This is a genomic window from Limnohabitans sp. TS-CS-82 (assembly GCF_002943475.1).
The window spans coordinates 580,749-594,339 of the sequence record NZ_PTQX01000002.1 but is presented as its reverse complement, the minus strand read 5'-3'; the positions used below and the strand labels follow the sequence as shown (position 1 = coordinate 594,339).

At 55.2% G+C, this 13,591-nt stretch carries 10 protein-coding genes and 2 tRNA genes; 7 read left to right on the top strand and 5 right to left on the bottom strand.

All coding sequences use genetic code 11. The features are described from left to right. Positions 1–13 precede the first annotated feature (13 nt). Entirely contained in the window at positions 14–730 is a 717-nt protein-coding gene (serB, locus tag C5F52_RS07180) for a phosphoserine phosphatase SerB (RefSeq protein ID WP_104797633.1), read from the bottom strand. Between the two features lie 29 nt (positions 731–759). Further along, positions 760–4,245, bottom strand: coding sequence for a transcription-repair coupling factor (gene mfd, locus C5F52_RS07175; protein ID WP_104797632.1), 3,486 nt, complete (start codon positions 4,243–4,245; stop codon positions 760–762). Between the two features lie 48 nt (positions 4,246–4,293). On the opposite strand from mfd, the gene ispD reads away from it, so the two are divergent. Together ispD and ispF are read left to right on the top strand one after the other, a co-directional pair. Continuing rightward, positions 4,294–5,010, top strand: a complete 717-nt coding sequence (gene ispD / locus C5F52_RS30200) for a 2-C-methyl-D-erythritol 4-phosphate cytidylyltransferase (protein ID WP_236657765.1) — start codon at positions 4,294–4,296, stop codon at positions 5,008–5,010. Between the two features lie 3 nt (positions 5,011–5,013). Next, positions 5,014–5,496: a 2-C-methyl-D-erythritol 2,4-cyclodiphosphate synthase gene (gene ispF / locus C5F52_RS30195; RefSeq protein WP_236657764.1), complete on the top strand. Its 483-nt coding sequence runs from the start codon at positions 5,014–5,016 to the stop codon at positions 5,494–5,496. Here the strand turns inward: ispF and C5F52_RS07165 are convergent. Both C5F52_RS07165 and C5F52_RS07160 read right to left on the bottom strand, forming a co-directional pair. Then, the gene (locus tag C5F52_RS07165; RefSeq protein ID WP_100132000.1) at positions 5,490–5,897 is read right to left on the bottom strand and encodes a hypothetical protein; all 408 of its coding nucleotides are present in this window, start codon (positions 5,895–5,897) and stop codon (positions 5,490–5,492) included. The genes ispF and C5F52_RS07165 overlap by 7 nt on opposite strands. A 109-nt stretch (positions 5,898–6,006) precedes the next feature. Beyond that, positions 6,007–6,789: a 3-hydroxybutyrate dehydrogenase gene (locus C5F52_RS07160; protein ID WP_104797631.1), complete on the bottom strand. Its 783-nt coding sequence runs from the start codon at positions 6,787–6,789 to the stop codon at positions 6,007–6,009. A gap of 132 nt (positions 6,790–6,921) precedes the next feature. Here C5F52_RS07160 and C5F52_RS07155 point away from each other — a divergent pair, with 132 nt between their 5' ends. The 4 genes from C5F52_RS07155 (at position 6,922) to rimO (ending at position 11,167) form a co-directional block, all read left to right on the top strand. Next, positions 6,922–9,093 carry a bifunctional (p)ppGpp synthetase/guanosine-3',5'-bis(diphosphate) 3'-pyrophosphohydrolase gene (locus C5F52_RS07155; RefSeq protein ID WP_236657782.1) on the top strand — a complete coding sequence of 724 codons (2,172 nt, stop codon included), beginning with the start codon at positions 6,922–6,924 and terminating at the stop codon, positions 9,091–9,093. 30 nt (positions 9,094–9,123) lie between these two features. Then, a tRNA-Val gene (locus C5F52_RS07150) sits at positions 9,124–9,200 on the top strand. Positions 9,201–9,269: 69 nt separating this feature from the next. After that, positions 9,270–9,791, top strand: coding sequence for a polyhydroxyalkanoate synthesis repressor PhaR (gene phaR / locus C5F52_RS07145; protein ID WP_104797629.1), 522 nt, complete (start codon positions 9,270–9,272; stop codon positions 9,789–9,791). Then, the gene (gene rimO, locus C5F52_RS07140) at positions 9,788–11,167 is read left to right on the top strand and encodes a 30S ribosomal protein S12 methylthiotransferase RimO (protein ID WP_104797628.1); all 1,380 of its coding nucleotides are present in this window, start codon (positions 9,788–9,790) and stop codon (positions 11,165–11,167) included. Before phaR ends, rimO begins: the two co-directional genes overlap by 4 nt. A 51-nt stretch (positions 11,168–11,218) precedes the next feature. Here rimO and C5F52_RS07135 read toward each other — a convergent pair. Beyond that, a tRNA-Leu gene (locus C5F52_RS07135) sits at positions 11,219–11,303 on the bottom strand. 22 nt (positions 11,304–11,325) lie between these two features. Between C5F52_RS07135 and rnr the strand changes: the two genes are divergently transcribed. Then, positions 11,326–13,590 carry a ribonuclease R gene (gene rnr, locus C5F52_RS07130; RefSeq protein WP_104797627.1) on the top strand — a complete coding sequence of 755 codons (2,265 nt, stop codon included), beginning with the start codon at positions 11,326–11,328 and terminating at the stop codon, positions 13,588–13,590. The last annotated feature ends 1 nt before the right edge of the window (position 13,591 follow it).

Genomic DNA, 13,591 nt, shown 5'->3' with positions numbered 1-13,591 from the left:
GCAGCTTGAACGCTTAAACCTTGACCACTTCCAATAAGCGGTCCAAGCCACCTTCGTTGATCGCCACCATGGCTTGCTCGCGCACCTTGGGCTTGGCGTGGTAGGCCACTGACAAGCCCGCTTCGCCCATCATGGGCAAGTCGTTGGCGCCGTCGCCCATGGCAATGGCTTGTTTGGGGCTGATGCCCATTTGGGTGCAAATGTGCAGCAGCATTTTGCGTTTTTCTGCACCGTCGCAAATGTCGCCCCAGTCTTGCATGGCCACTTGACCCGTGAGTTTGCCATTGGCAATGTCCAGCACGTTGCTGCGTGAAAAATCGATGTTCAGCATCTCGCACACGCGGTCGGCAAAGAAGGTGAACCCACCGCTGACCAACAACACTTTCATCCCGTGGGCTTTGCAGATGTCTACCAAATTTTTGGCACCGGGGTTCAAACGCAAACGGTGTTCAAACACCTCTTGCAAGGCCGACTCAGGTGCGCCTTTGAGCAGCGCCAAGCGGCGGCGCAAGCTGTCTTTGAAATCGGTGATCTCGCCGCGCATGGCCGCTTCGGTGATGGCCGCCACTTCAGCCTTGCGACCTGTGGCGTCAGCAATTTCGTCAATGCACTCGATGTTGATGAGTGTCGAGTCCATGTCAAACGCGATGAGTTTGAAGTCTTGCAGTTTCAGGGGGGCGGTGAAGCCTTGGATGGCAAGGCCGGGGGCGAATTCGGTGGCAGTGGTCATACTAAAAATTATCGTCGGAGTCTGTTGGGTTACAACTGGGCTTCGGCCGCTTTGGCCACGGGCGCGGTGGGGGTGCCGAGCGAGCGCAACACATCGCGCACCATTTGCGCGCGGGCTTGCGGCTCGGGCAGTTCGCGCTCGATGCGCAGTCGGTCGTTGCCAGCCAGTTTGATGTGTTTGTTTTTTTGCACCAGTTCGATGATGCGCATGGCGTCAAACGGTGGGTTGGGTTTGAAGCTGATGTGGGTCACGCCGGGTGCAGCGTCTACCTTGGTCACGCCATAGCTGCGGGCTTGCACGCGCAGGCGGTGTACGTCGATCAAAGTTTGTGCTTGCGCGGGCAGTTTGCCAAAACGGTCCACAATTTCTTCCAGCAGCGCGTCGATTTGGTCGCCGGTTTTGGCGGTGGCTAATTTTTTGTAGAACGACAAGCGCAGGTGCACGTCGCCGCAGTAGTCGTCGGGCAGCAGGGCGGGGGCGTGCAGGTTGATTTCGGTGGTGGCACTCAAGGGGCTGAGCAAATCGGGCTCTTCGCCATTTTTCAAGGCGCGCACGGCCTCGTTGAGCATCTCGTTGTAGAGCTGAAAGCCAACTTCCAGCATATTGCCGCTTTGGTTTTCGCCCAGCACTTCGCCCGCCCCGCGAATTTCCAAGTCGTGCATGGCGAGGTAAAAGCCCGACCCCAGCTCTTCCATTTGTTGAATGGCGTCCAAACGCTGTGAGGCGTGTTTGGTCAAGCCCTCGATGTCGGGGACCATCAGGTAGGCATAGGCTTGGTGATGGCTGCGGCCCACGCGGCCACGCAGCTGGTGCAACTGGGCCAAGCCAAACTTGTCGGCACGGCTCATGATGATGGTGTTGGCGCTGGGCACGTCAATGCCCGTCTCGATGATGGTGGAGCACAGCAAGACGTTGAAGCGCTGGGCCACAAAGTCGCGCATCACGCGTTCGAGTTCGCGCTCGGGCATTTGGCCATGCGCGATGGCAATGCGGGCCTCGGGCAGCAGCTCTTCCAAGCGGGCTTTGCGGTTCTCAATGGTGTCGACTTCGTTGTGCAAAAAGTAGCACTGACCGCCACGTTTGAGCTCGCGCAGCACGGCTTCACGGATGACGCCATTGCCTTCGGTGCGCACAAAGGTTTTGATGGCGAGGCGGCGTTGTGGGGCTGTGGCGATCACGCTCAAGTCACGCAGCCCTTCAAGGGCCATGCCCAAGGTGCGTGGGATGGGGGTGGCCGTGAGCGTGAGCACATCCACCTCGGCGCGCATGGCTTTCATGGCTTCTTTGTGGCGCACACCAAAGCGGTGTTCTTCGTCGATGATGAGCAGACCGAGGTCTTTGAATTTGACCGAGGCGCTCAGTAATTTATGGGTGCCGACCACGATGTCGACTTGACCTTCGGTCAAGCCCTTAGCGGCAGCGGTGATTTCTTTGGCCGATCGGAATCGGCTCATTTCTGCAATCTTGACCGGCCACTTGCTGAATCGGTCGGTCAGGGTTTGAAAGTGTTGCTCGGCCAACAAGGTGGTGGGCGCCAAGAAGGCGACTTGTTTGCCGCCGGTCACAGCCATGAAGGCGGCACGCAGGGCCACTTCGGTTTTGCCAAAACCCACGTCGCCACAGACCAAGCGGTCCATGGGGCGAGGGCTGATCATGTCTTGCATGACGGCGTGGATGGCGGCACGTTGGTCGGCGGTTTCTTCGAAGCCAAAGTCGTTGGCGAAGGTTTCGTAGTCTTGCGGCGAGAAGCGGAAGGGGTGGCCTTCGCGTGCGGCGCGGCGCGCGTAGATGTTGAGCAACTCGGCGGCTGCATCGCGCACTTGCTCGGCAGCGCGGCGCTTGGCTTTGTCCCACTGGGCTGAGCCGAGTTTGTGCAGGGGGGCTTCGTCGGCGCTGACGCCGGTGTAGCGGCCAATCAAGTGCAGTTGGCTCACAGGCACATAGAGCACGGCTTTGTCGGCGTATTCGAGGTGCAAGAATTCTTGCAGTGCAGGGGAACCGTCGGCATTTTTCTCGCCGAGGTCCATGTTGATCAGGCCTCGGTAGCGGCCAATGCCGTGGGCGTTGTGCACCACGGGGTCGCCCAAGTTGAGCTCAGACAAGTCTTTGATGAGCGCTTCGACGTCGCTGACTTGTTCTTGTTTTTTGCGGCGACGCGTGGTCGTGCCAACGGCAAACAACTCGGTTTCTGTAATGAGGTCGAGGCCCGCTTCGGTCCAGCTGAAGCCGACTTGCAAGCGCGAGGTGGCGATGCCGATTTTTTCGTCGCTGGCTTGGAATTCGGCCAATGAGTCAAACCCTGGCGGGCTGACTTGGCTGGAGCGCAAGAAGTCGAGCAGGCTTTCGCGGCGCCCATCGCTTTCCGCCAAGATCAGCAAGCGGTTGCTGGTTTGCTTGGCGTGGTTTTGCAGTTTTTGCAGCGGGTCGGTGGCGCCACGCACCACGGTCAAGTCGGGCAGGGTTTGCGCAAAGGCGTTGTCGGGCACGTCGGTGACTTGCGGGCGCAGCACAAATTGGGCGTAGCTGCTGGCCGCTGCGTAGAACTGTTCCGCACTCAAAAACAAGCTGGCAGGTGGCAGGGCGGGACGCTCTGGATCGCCTTGGACCAAGCGGTAACGGTCTTGCGTGTCTTGCCAAAAGCGTTGGAAGACGGGCTCTAAGTCGCCATGCAACACCACGGTGGCGGATGCGCCTAAGTAGTCAAAGACTGTGGCTGTTTCTTCGAAGAACAGGGGCAGGTAGTACTCGATGCCTGCGGTGGCCACGCCGTTGCCAATGTCTTTGTAGATGCGGCTTTTGGTGGGGTCACCGTCGAGCAGTTCGCGCCAACGGTTGCGAAATTGTCCGCGCGCCGCGTCGTCCATGGGGAACTCGCGACCAGGCAGCAAGCGCACTTCCGGCACGGGGTAGAGGCTGCGTTGGGTGTCGGGGTCGAAGGTGCGGATGGAGTCGATTTCGTTGTCAAACAAATCGACGCGGTAAGGCACCAAAGAGCCCATGGGGAACAGGTCAATCAAGCCACCGCGCACGGCGTATTCGCCGGGGCTGACGACTTGGGTGACGTGGTTGTAGCCCGCGAGGGTGAGCTGCGATTTCAGCTTGGCTTCATCCAAAGCCTGCTTGACTTTGAAATGAAAGGTGTAGCCCGCTAAAAAGGCAGGCGGTGCCAAGCGATAGAGCGCGGTGGTGGCGGGAATGAGCACCACATCAGCATCGCCTTGCGAAATGCGCCAGAGGGTGGCCAAGCGCTCGCTGATCAGGTCTTGGTGGGGCGAGAAGCTGTCGTAAGGCAGCGTTTCCCAATCGGGAAAAAGCACGCAGCGCACATCGGGCGCGAAGAACGCCATTTCGTCTTGCAGTCGTTGTGCGTCGACGGCGTCTGCGGTGACGATGGCCACGCGTTGGTGTTTGGATTTTTCGCGCGCGCTGAGTTGCGCGAGCAGCAAAGCATCGGCGGAACCAACGGGGCGGGGGAGGGCAAATCGTTTGCCAGAACTCAAAGAGGGCAGATGCATTGGCGCAATTCTAGAATGGGGGCCCGGTTTCATCCGTCTGTCTGGCCTATGTCCCTTATTGCCCCGCTCTCCGCTCGTTTTCATGTGCTGATTCCTTGTGCAGGTTCAGGCAGTCGCGCGGGCACGCCTCAGCCTAAGCAATACCAAATCGTTGCGGGTTTGCCGATGGTGGTGCACACCTTGCGTGCCTTTGGTGCCGTGACGCGTGTGGCGGGCGGCTTGGTGGTGGTGGCGCCTGACGATCAACGCATGTCCAGCACCTTGGCGGTGCATCCGCAGCTTGCGTTTGAGGTGGTGGGTGTGGGTGGCGCCACGCGCGCGCAGAGTGTGTTGGCTGGATTGCATGCGTTGCGTGAGCGGGGGGCTCAATCGCATGATTGGGTGTTGGTCCATGATGCCGCCCGTTGCTTGGTGACGCCCGCGCAAATCAATGCCTTGATCGATGCCTGCCAAGATGATGCTGTGGGTGGTTTGCTGGCGCATCGATTGGCCGACACCCTGAAGGCTGAGCAAGCCGGACGCGTGGCGTCTACGGTGGATCGGTCTGACAAATGGCTGGCTCAGACACCGCAGATGTTTCGACTCGGGTTGTTGACCCAAGCGCTAGAGCAAGCCAGTGATGCTGTGACCGACGAGTCCAGCGCATTAGAGGCGATGGGCTTGCAACCTCGTTTGGTCCAAGCCAGTGCGCAAAATTTCAAAGTCACGTACGCGGAAGACTTTGCGCTGGCCGAGGCGATTTTGAAAACACGATCCGAGGAATAAAGAATGACAGTGCCTAAATTTCGAATTGGTGAAGGCTGGGATGTCCACGCCTTGGTGGAGGGGCGTCCTTTGATGCTGGGCGGTGTGCATGTGCCGCATCCTTTTGGATTGCTGGGTCATTCTGATGCGGACGTTTTGCTGCACGCGATCACCGATGCCTTATTGGGCGCAGCAGCTTTGGGAGACATTGGCCGTCATTTTCCAGATACCGATGCCAAATTTAAAGGCGCAGACTCGTGGGTGTTGTTGCAACAGGCCGCAAGAGCTGTGCGTGAGGCCGGCTTCACGATTGGCAACATAGATAGCACGGTGATTGCTCAGGCCCCTAAGTTAGCTACTTACATCCCGCACATGTGTGAACGGATTGCACAAGCTTTGGAGGTTGACATCGGCCAAGTGAATGTGAAGGCAAAGACGGCCGAAAAAATAGGCCCAGTGGGCCTTGGGCAAAGCATGGAGGCCAGAGCCTCCGCTTTGATTTATTGATTTTTGGGGTTCAGGGCCGCAAGGCCTTCAACGACTTCACGCACCACACGCCGTTGCTCGGGCTGTAACGCGAAGTAACGTGAAATCAGTTGTTGGTCCACCAAATTCATGTGCTCATCTTTGGCTGCTTCATCTGCGGGCCGTGGCGGTGGTGTGCCAAACAAAAGCCCTTCGGGGGAAATTTTGAGCCACTTTGACAAGACCAAGAGTTTGTCTTGTTTGGGGATAGAAACCCCCATGAGCCAATTGCGAGCTGCATGCGAAGAAATACCTTCGCCCCAGTATCGCAAGTTGAATTCGTTCGCCACGACGGTGGCGGAGACACGAACGCCAGCATCTTTCAATGCTGCGCGGAAGCGGTCTGCAAACTTTCCAGTTTCTTTAGGGTAGCTTTGTGTCATACCTCTAAGGTAAGGGAGAAATAGATATTTGTTGTAATTGTAAGTAGGAATTTGCTTTCTTTTAAATAAATAGTTTTACTTTATTGAGGTGTAAATTTTTGAATTTACATCACTGAGCAGTCCAGCCGCCATCCATATTCCATGCCACGCCACGAATGTTATTGCCGGCGTTAGAGCAGAAGAACGTGGCCAATTCACCCAATTCTTCGGGTGTTGTGAATTGCATGGAGGGTTCTTTTTCGCCCAGCAAAAGTTTGACGGCTTCAGCGTTGCTGATGCCCAATGCCGCCGCTTTTGCGTCGATTTGTTTTTGAACCAATGGCGTCAGCACCCAACCTGGGCAAATTGCATTGCAAGTCACCCCAGTGGTGGCGTTTTCGAGTGCGGTGACTTTGGTCAAACCGACGATGCCATGTTTCGCAGCCACGTAAGCTGATTTTTGGGCTGATCCCACCAAACCGTGCACCGAGGCAATGTTGATGATGCGTCCCCAGTTGGTTTTTTGCATGTGCGGCAAAGCCAAACGGGTGGTGTGAAATGCGCTAGTCAAGTTGATGGCGATGATGGCGTCCCAGCGCTCAACGGGGAAGTCTTCTACCGATGCGACGTGTTGGATACCGGCGTTGTTGACCAAAATGTCGACGCCTCCGAACGTGGTGGCTGTAAATGTCATCATGGCTTCGATGTCAGACGCTTTGCTCATGTCAGCGCCGTGATAAGCCACTTGCACGCCCAAGGCTGTGATCTCTGCTTTGGGGCCCTCTACATCACCAAAGCCGTTGAGAACAATGTTGGCACCTTGTTTGGCCAAGACCTTCGCGATGCCCAAACCAATGCCGCTGGTGGAGCCGGTGACCAATGCTGTTTTACCGACGAGTGTGCGATCTGACATTTGAAAACTCCATTTGAATTACGATGAGAAACTTCTGACATTATGAAGTTTTCAGTTGTCGTTTCGCTGAATGAATGTGAGCCTTTTATGAAATACAACACAGACCAGCCGCAGACGCCTGTGTTGCCGGCAATGTTGCAAGATTTGCCTGATCAACCCCAGGCCTTGGTGCGGGCGAGGGCGTTTGCTGAGCCCTTGTTGATTGGCGCTCAGTTAGACACCGGTGAGGGCGCTTTGGCGCATGCCGATGCCGTGGCCGAGATTTTGTCCAGCATTGGTGGTTCTGAAGCCATGCAGGCTGCCAGTTATTTGGTGTATGCCAGCGATTACCTGAACAAGCCTGAAGAAGTGATCGCAAAAGCTTTTGGCAAAACGTACGCCAATTTGGCGTTGGAAACGACACGCTTGATTCGTGTGCAACGCCAAGCTCGCGTGACAGCTTCTGAGACGTTGCCGCTTGAGTTTCAAACGGAAAACGTGCGAAAAATGCTGCTCGCGTTTTCTCGGGATTTGCGGGTGGTGCTGTTGCGTCTGGCATCGCGCTTGCAAACTTTGCGTCATTTCGCCGCAACCAAAATACCTGTGCCTCATGCCTTGGCGCACGAATCGCTCCATGTGTTTGCACCGTTGGCCAATCGGCTTGGAATTTGGCAAATCAAGTGGGAAATGGAGGACTTGTCTTTTCGTTTTCTAGAGCCAGAAACCTACCGCCAAGTGGCCCGTTGGTTGGACGAAAAGCGGTTGGTGCGCGAGCAATACATGACGCAGCTTCGTCAACAACTCGAAACGGAGTTGCACGCGCAAGGTATTGAGGCCAATGTGCAAGGGCGGCCCAAACACATCTACAGCATTGTGAAAAAAATGCGTGGCAAGTCGTTGGATTTTGCCAAAGTGTTTGACATTCGCGCCTTGCGCGTTGTGGTGCCATCCATCCCCGATTGCTATGCCGCTTTGAGTTGGGTGCATACCCATTTCTCGCCCATCGTGGAAGAGTTTGACGACTACATCGCGCGTCCTAAGCCTAATGGCTATCGGTCATTGCACACCGTGGTGCGGGATGAGCAAGGCAAAGCCATCGAAATCCAGATTCGCACCCAAGACATGCACGCGCATGCCGAGCATGGGGTCGCTGCACATTGGGCCTACAAAGAAGCGGGCACCAAAGGCTACGCGGGTGTTTCTGCATCGGGTGATTACGATGCCAAGATTGCCGTGTTGCGTCAGTTGTTGGCCTGGGAGCGTGAGCTGGCCAGCGGTGGCGCGCAGGGGGAAGACGGTGCGGCCACGGTGGCGAGTACCGATGCGTTGACTGACCGCATTTATGTGCTCACCCCTGATGCCGCCGTTGTTGAATTGCCGCAAGGTGCTACGCCAGTTGATTTCGCATACAGCTTGCACACCAACTTGGGCCACCGCTGTCGTGGTGCTCGTGTGGACGGCTCGATGGTGCCGCTCAACACGCCTTTGAAAAACGGTCAGACGGTGGAGGTGACCGCGATCAAAGAGGGCGGGCCATCACGCGATTGGCTGAATGCTGAATTGGGGTATTTGGTCAGTTCTCGTGCGAAGTCGAAAGTCCGCGCTTGGTTCAATGCTTTGGCTGTCAATGAAACGGTGGCAAGGGGACGCGAAGCAGTCGAAAAGCTGTTGCAGCGAGAAGGTAAAACAGCAATCAAGTTAGAAGATTTGGCTTCTCAGCTGGGATTTAAAACGGCGGACGCTTTGTTTGAAGTGGTGGGCAAAGATGAGTTTTCTTTGCGCAACATTGAAACGTTGTTGCATCCGCCCGAGCCAGCGCTGGGTGCAGATGATTATGTGTTGCTCAAAAAAGCAAGACATCCAGACAAGACGCCGGGCGGTGGTGTGCTGGTGGTGGGCGTTGATTCCTTGCTCACGCAATTGGCACGATGCTGCAAACCCGCACCGCCAGATGACATTCGTGGCTTTGTGACGCGCGGTAAGGGGGTGAGTATTCACCGCGGCGATTGCGCCAACTTCAGGCAAATGGCAGCCCGAGATGCGGGGCGTGTGATTGAGGTGACTTGGGGGCAATCGCAATCGGCGCAAGCTTTGGTCTATCCGGTAGACGTCTACATAGAAGCTTTTGATCGCCAAGGTTTGTTGCGAGATATTTCAGAAGTTTTTGCCAAAGAAAAAATGAATGTGATTGGCGTGCAAACCCAATCGATCAAAGACTTGGCGTGGATGACGTTCACCATTGAGGTCGGAGATTCACGGCGCTTGGACAAAGTTTTAACCAATGTTCGTGAAGTTAAGGGGGTTCGTTCGGCGAGAAGGCGATAAATTGGGTTATACTTTCTGAATCGAACAAGTAGGCGCGTAGCTCAGTTGGTTAGAGCACCACCTTGACATGGTGGGGGTCGTTGGTTCGATTCCAATCGCGCCTACCATTTGTTCCCCGTGCGGCCCGGCACTGAAGTTTCAGTGGCGGGCTTTTGTTTTACTACGGGAGCTGACTCATGAGCAGCAAAATGAACGCCACGTCGACACATGACGGCGAGCGAGTGATCAAAAAATACCCCAACCGTCGGCTGTATGACACAGCAACCTCTAGCTATGTGGCGCTTGCTGATATCAAGCAATTGGTCATGGATGGCGAGGCTTTGGTGGTGCGTGATGCCAAAACCGGCGAAGATTTAACGCGCAGCATTTTGTTGCAAATTATTTTGGAGCAAGAGGCTGAGGGCGCACCTATTTTGACCGAGCGTATGCTCGCCAATGTCATTCGTTTTTATGGCAACGCCATGCAAGGCTTCATGGGGCCTTATCTAGAAAAGAATGTTCAAGCCTTCATGGATATTCAGTCGCAACTGGCTGATCGATCCAAAGACTTGACGGCGTTACCCTTGATGCCCAACGTCATGGGCAATTACGCCGAGCAATCCAAAAATGTATTCATAGATTTGCAGGAACAAATGCAAAAACACATGCAAAAGCAAACTGAACAAATGTTAGAGGTGATGGGAGTCAAGCGTCGATGAGTGAAATAACTTCTCCAAAAGTAGGGTTCGTGAGCTTGGGCTGTCCCAAAGCGTTGACCGATTCTGAATTGATCTTGACGCAACTCAGCGCCGAGGGCTACCAAACTTCCAAAACCTTTGCCGGTGCTGATTTGGTGATCGTCAATACCTGCGGCTTCATCGATGATGCGGTGAAAGAAAGCTTGGACACCATTGGCGAAGCGTTGGCTGAAAACGGCAAAGTGATCGTCACCGGTTGCTTAGGTGCTCGCGCGGGTGACGGCGGTAGCAATTTGGTCAAGCAAATGCACCCCAGTGTTTTGGCGGTCACAGGTCCGCATGCCACCCAAGAGGTGATGGATGCGGTGCACTTGCATTTGCCCAAACCACATGATCCGTTCATTGATTTGGTGCCTCAAGCTTTCGGTGAGGCAGGTATCAAACTCACGCCACGGCATTACGCGTATTTGAAAATCAGCGAAGGTTGCAACCATCGCTGTACGTTTTGCATCATCCCGTCGATGCGTGGTGACCTCGTCAGTCGTCCTATCGGCGATGTGTTGAAAGAGGCGAAGGCCTTGTTTGAAGGTGGTGTGAAAGAGCTCTTGGTGATCAGCCAAGATACATCTGCTTATGGCGTGGATGTCAAATACGTCACGGGGTTCTTTGACGGTCAACCCATCAAAACGCGTACCTTAGAGTTGGCACAAGCTTTGGCCAAGCTGGCTCAAACTTATGGCGCTTGGGTGCGATTGCACTACGTGTACCCCTATCCAAGCGTGGATGACATCATTCCCTTGATGGCTACCGGTCACGTCTTACCGTATTTGGATGTGCCGTTCCAACACAGCCATCCTGATGTGTTGAAGCGCATGAAGCGTCCAGCCAGTGGCGAAAAAAACCTTGAGCGCATTGCTCGTTGGCGCGAGCTGTGCCCGCAAATCGTGATTCGCAGCACGTTCATTGCAGGTTTTCCGGGCGAAACGGAAGAAGAATTTGAGCATTTGCTCAACTTTGTGCGTGAAGCTGAGATTGACCGTGCCGGTTGCTTTGCGTACAGCCCTGTTGACGGCGCTGCGGCGAACGACATTCCAGGCATGTTGCCTAAAGAGGTGCGTGAAGAGCGTCAAGCCCGCTTCATGGCGGTGGCCGAAGAGGTGTCCATTGCTAAGCTCAAGCGCCGTATCGGCTCGACCATCCAAGTGTTGGTTGATTCCGCGCCTGCAGGTGGCCGCAAAGGCGGCGTGGGCCGCAGTTACGCCGATGCGCCTGAGATTGATGGCGTCGTGAAGTTGTTGCCATCTGAAAAACTCAGCAAAGTGTTGAAAGTAGGTGAGTTCACACGCGCGAAAGTCGTGGCGACCGATGGTCATGATCTTGTCGCACAACCTATCTAACATCAGAAAAAACAAAAGCCACCGAAAAGGTGGCTTTCATTTAACTTATATTGGTGCCCAGGAAGGGACTCGAACCCCCACGATGTTACTCGCTAGTACCTGAAACTAGTGCGTCTACCAATTCCGCCACCTGGGCATCTCAGGAAAGAGAGTATTGTATCAAAAATTCCGCAGTCGCCAGTTCTTTACTGGAAGAGTTTGAAGGAACCGTGTCGGGTCACCGAGATGGTCATGGGTTTGTGCAGCGTGATGACGGTGCACCAGACATTTATTTGCCCCCGAACGAGATGCGTGCCGTTTTGCACCGTGATCGCGTCAAAGCACGCGTGGTGCGCTTCGATCGCAAAGGTCGACCCGAAGGGCGTGTCGTTGAAATCTTAGAGCGCTCCAAGCAACCCATCATTGGTCGATTGCTGCAAGAGAGCGGTGTTTGGTTGGTGGCGCCCGAAGACAAGCGCTACGGCCAAGATGTTTTGATCCACAAAGGTGCGACAGGCAAAGCTATTTCAGGGCAAGTGGTGGTGGTCGAGTTGACCGAGCCGCCGAGTTTGTACGGACAACCCGTGGGCCGGATCAAAGAGGTGCTGGGGGAGGTGGATGACCCCGGCATGGAAATCGAAATTGCTGTGCGTAAATATGGCGTGCCCCATGAGTTTTCCGAAGGCTGTTTGGCTTTGGCGCGTGGCTTGCCAGATAAAGTTCGCGCGCAAGACAAGAAGGGCCGCGTTGATTTGACCGACGTTGCGTTGGTCACCATTGATGGCGAAGACGCACGCGATTTTGATGATGCTGTTTATTGCGAGCCGGCCAAAGTGGGCAAAACCAAAGGCTGGCGTTTGCTCGTGGCGATTGCCGATGTGAGTCACTACGTGGAGACTGGCAGCGCCATCGACATCGATGCCTACGACCGCGCGACCAGCGTGTACTTTCCGCGTCGTGTGATACCCATGCTGCCCGAGAAATTGTCGAACGGTTTGTGTTCACTCAATCCGGATGTCGAACGTTTGTGCATGGTGTGCGACATGATGATCACCTCCACCGGTGACGTGTATGCCTACCAGTTTTATCCTGCCGTCATGCACAGCCATGCACGATTTACCTACACCGAAGTCGCTGCGATTTTGTCGAACACGCGTGGCCCAGAGGCGGCGAAGCGCAAAGAGCGCATTCCCGACTTGTTGAATTTGCACGATGTGTACGGCGCTTTGCTCAGAGCCCGCCACGCGCGTGGTGCGGTTGATTTTGAAACGACGGAAACGCAAATCGTGTGTGACGACAGTGGCCGCATTGAAAAAATCATTCCTCGTACACGCAATGATGCGCACAAGTTGATTGAAGAGGCCATGTTGGCAGCCAACGTGTGCAGTGCAGACTTTATTTTGCAAAGCAAACATCCTGGCTTGTTCCGCGTGCATGAAGGCCCTACGCCTGAAAAAATCGAAATTTTGCGAGGCTTTCTGAAGGCTTCGAGCGTGAACATGTCGGTGGGCAATGACCCTAAGCCAAGTGAATTTCAAGCCATTGCCGACGCCACCAAAGAGCGGCCCGATGCGCAACAAATTCATGCCATGTTGCTGCGCTCCATGCAGCAAGCCATTTACACGCCTATGAACAATGGCCATTTCGGCTTGGCATTTGAGGCCTACACGCATTTCACCAGTCCGATTCGTCGCTACCCAGATTTGCTGGTGCACCGCGTCATCAAAGCCATTTTGTTGCAACGTCGTTACCAATTGCCGGCCTTGCCCACGCCGGGTGAAGCGCACGCTAAGTTGGCGCGCCGCTTAGCGTCTCGCGTGCGCGAACCTTCGCAAAAGTTGGAGCAAAAACCCAAAGCCACGATTGATCAACAAGCGTGGGAAGCTGCGGGCTTGCATTGCAGCGCCAATGAGCGACGTGCGGACGAGGCCAGTCGCGATGTTGAGGCATGGCTGAAATGCAAATACATGCGCGAGCATTTGGGCGAAGAGTACGGCGGTGTGGTGACCACGGCGACCAGCTTTGGCTTGTTTGTCACGCTAGACGCCATGTATGTCGAGGGCTTGGTGCACATCACTGAGTTGGGCGGCGAATATTTCCGTTTCGACGAGGCGCGCCAAGAGCTGCGCGGCGAGCGTTCGGGGATTCGTTATGCCATTGGCTCGCGGGTGCGTGTGCAAGTCAGTCGCGTGGATTTGGATGGCCGAAAAATTGACTTCCGCTTGGTGCGCGAAGGCGACGATGTTGCGCCCCTTCGTTCAGGCAAAGATCGCGGTGCTTCGCGAAATGGTGGTGGTTTTGAGGGCGGCGCATCGCCCATTCAGAACTTTAAATCTGCCGTGAAGAAAGCATTCACCAAGGTCAGCGGCAAAGCGCGCAAGGGGGACTCAAAACCTGGCGCCAAAAAAAGCGCAGGCGCGCCAACGCGTCGACCTAAAAAATAAC

Coding starts and splice junctions, on each gene's coding strand:
- mfd (WP_104797632.1), bottom strand. CDS start 4,245: ATGCATCTGCCCTCTTTGAGTTCTGGCAAACGATTTGCCCTCCCCCGC.
- C5F52_RS07160 (WP_104797631.1), bottom strand. CDS start 6,789: ATGTCAGATCGCACACTCGTCGGTAAAACAGCATTGGTCACCGGCTCC.
- C5F52_RS07155 (WP_236657782.1), top strand. CDS start 6,922: ATGTTGCAAGATTTGCCTGATCAACCCCAGGCCTTGGTGCGGGCGAGG.
- C5F52_RS07165 (WP_100132000.1), bottom strand. CDS start 5,897: ATGACACAAAGCTACCCTAAAGAAACTGGAAAGTTTGCAGACCGCTTC.
- phaR (WP_104797629.1), top strand. CDS start 9,270: ATGAGCAGCAAAATGAACGCCACGTCGACACATGACGGCGAGCGAGTG.
- rimO (WP_104797628.1), top strand. CDS start 9,788: ATGAGTGAAATAACTTCTCCAAAAGTAGGGTTCGTGAGCTTGGGCTGT.
- serB (WP_104797633.1), bottom strand. CDS start 730: ATGACCACTGCCACCGAATTCGCCCCCGGCCTTGCCATCCAAGGCTTC.
- ispF (WP_236657764.1), top strand. CDS start 5,014: ATGACAGTGCCTAAATTTCGAATTGGTGAAGGCTGGGATGTCCACGCC.
- ispD (WP_236657765.1), top strand. CDS start 4,294: ATGTCCCTTATTGCCCCGCTCTCCGCTCGTTTTCATGTGCTGATTCCT.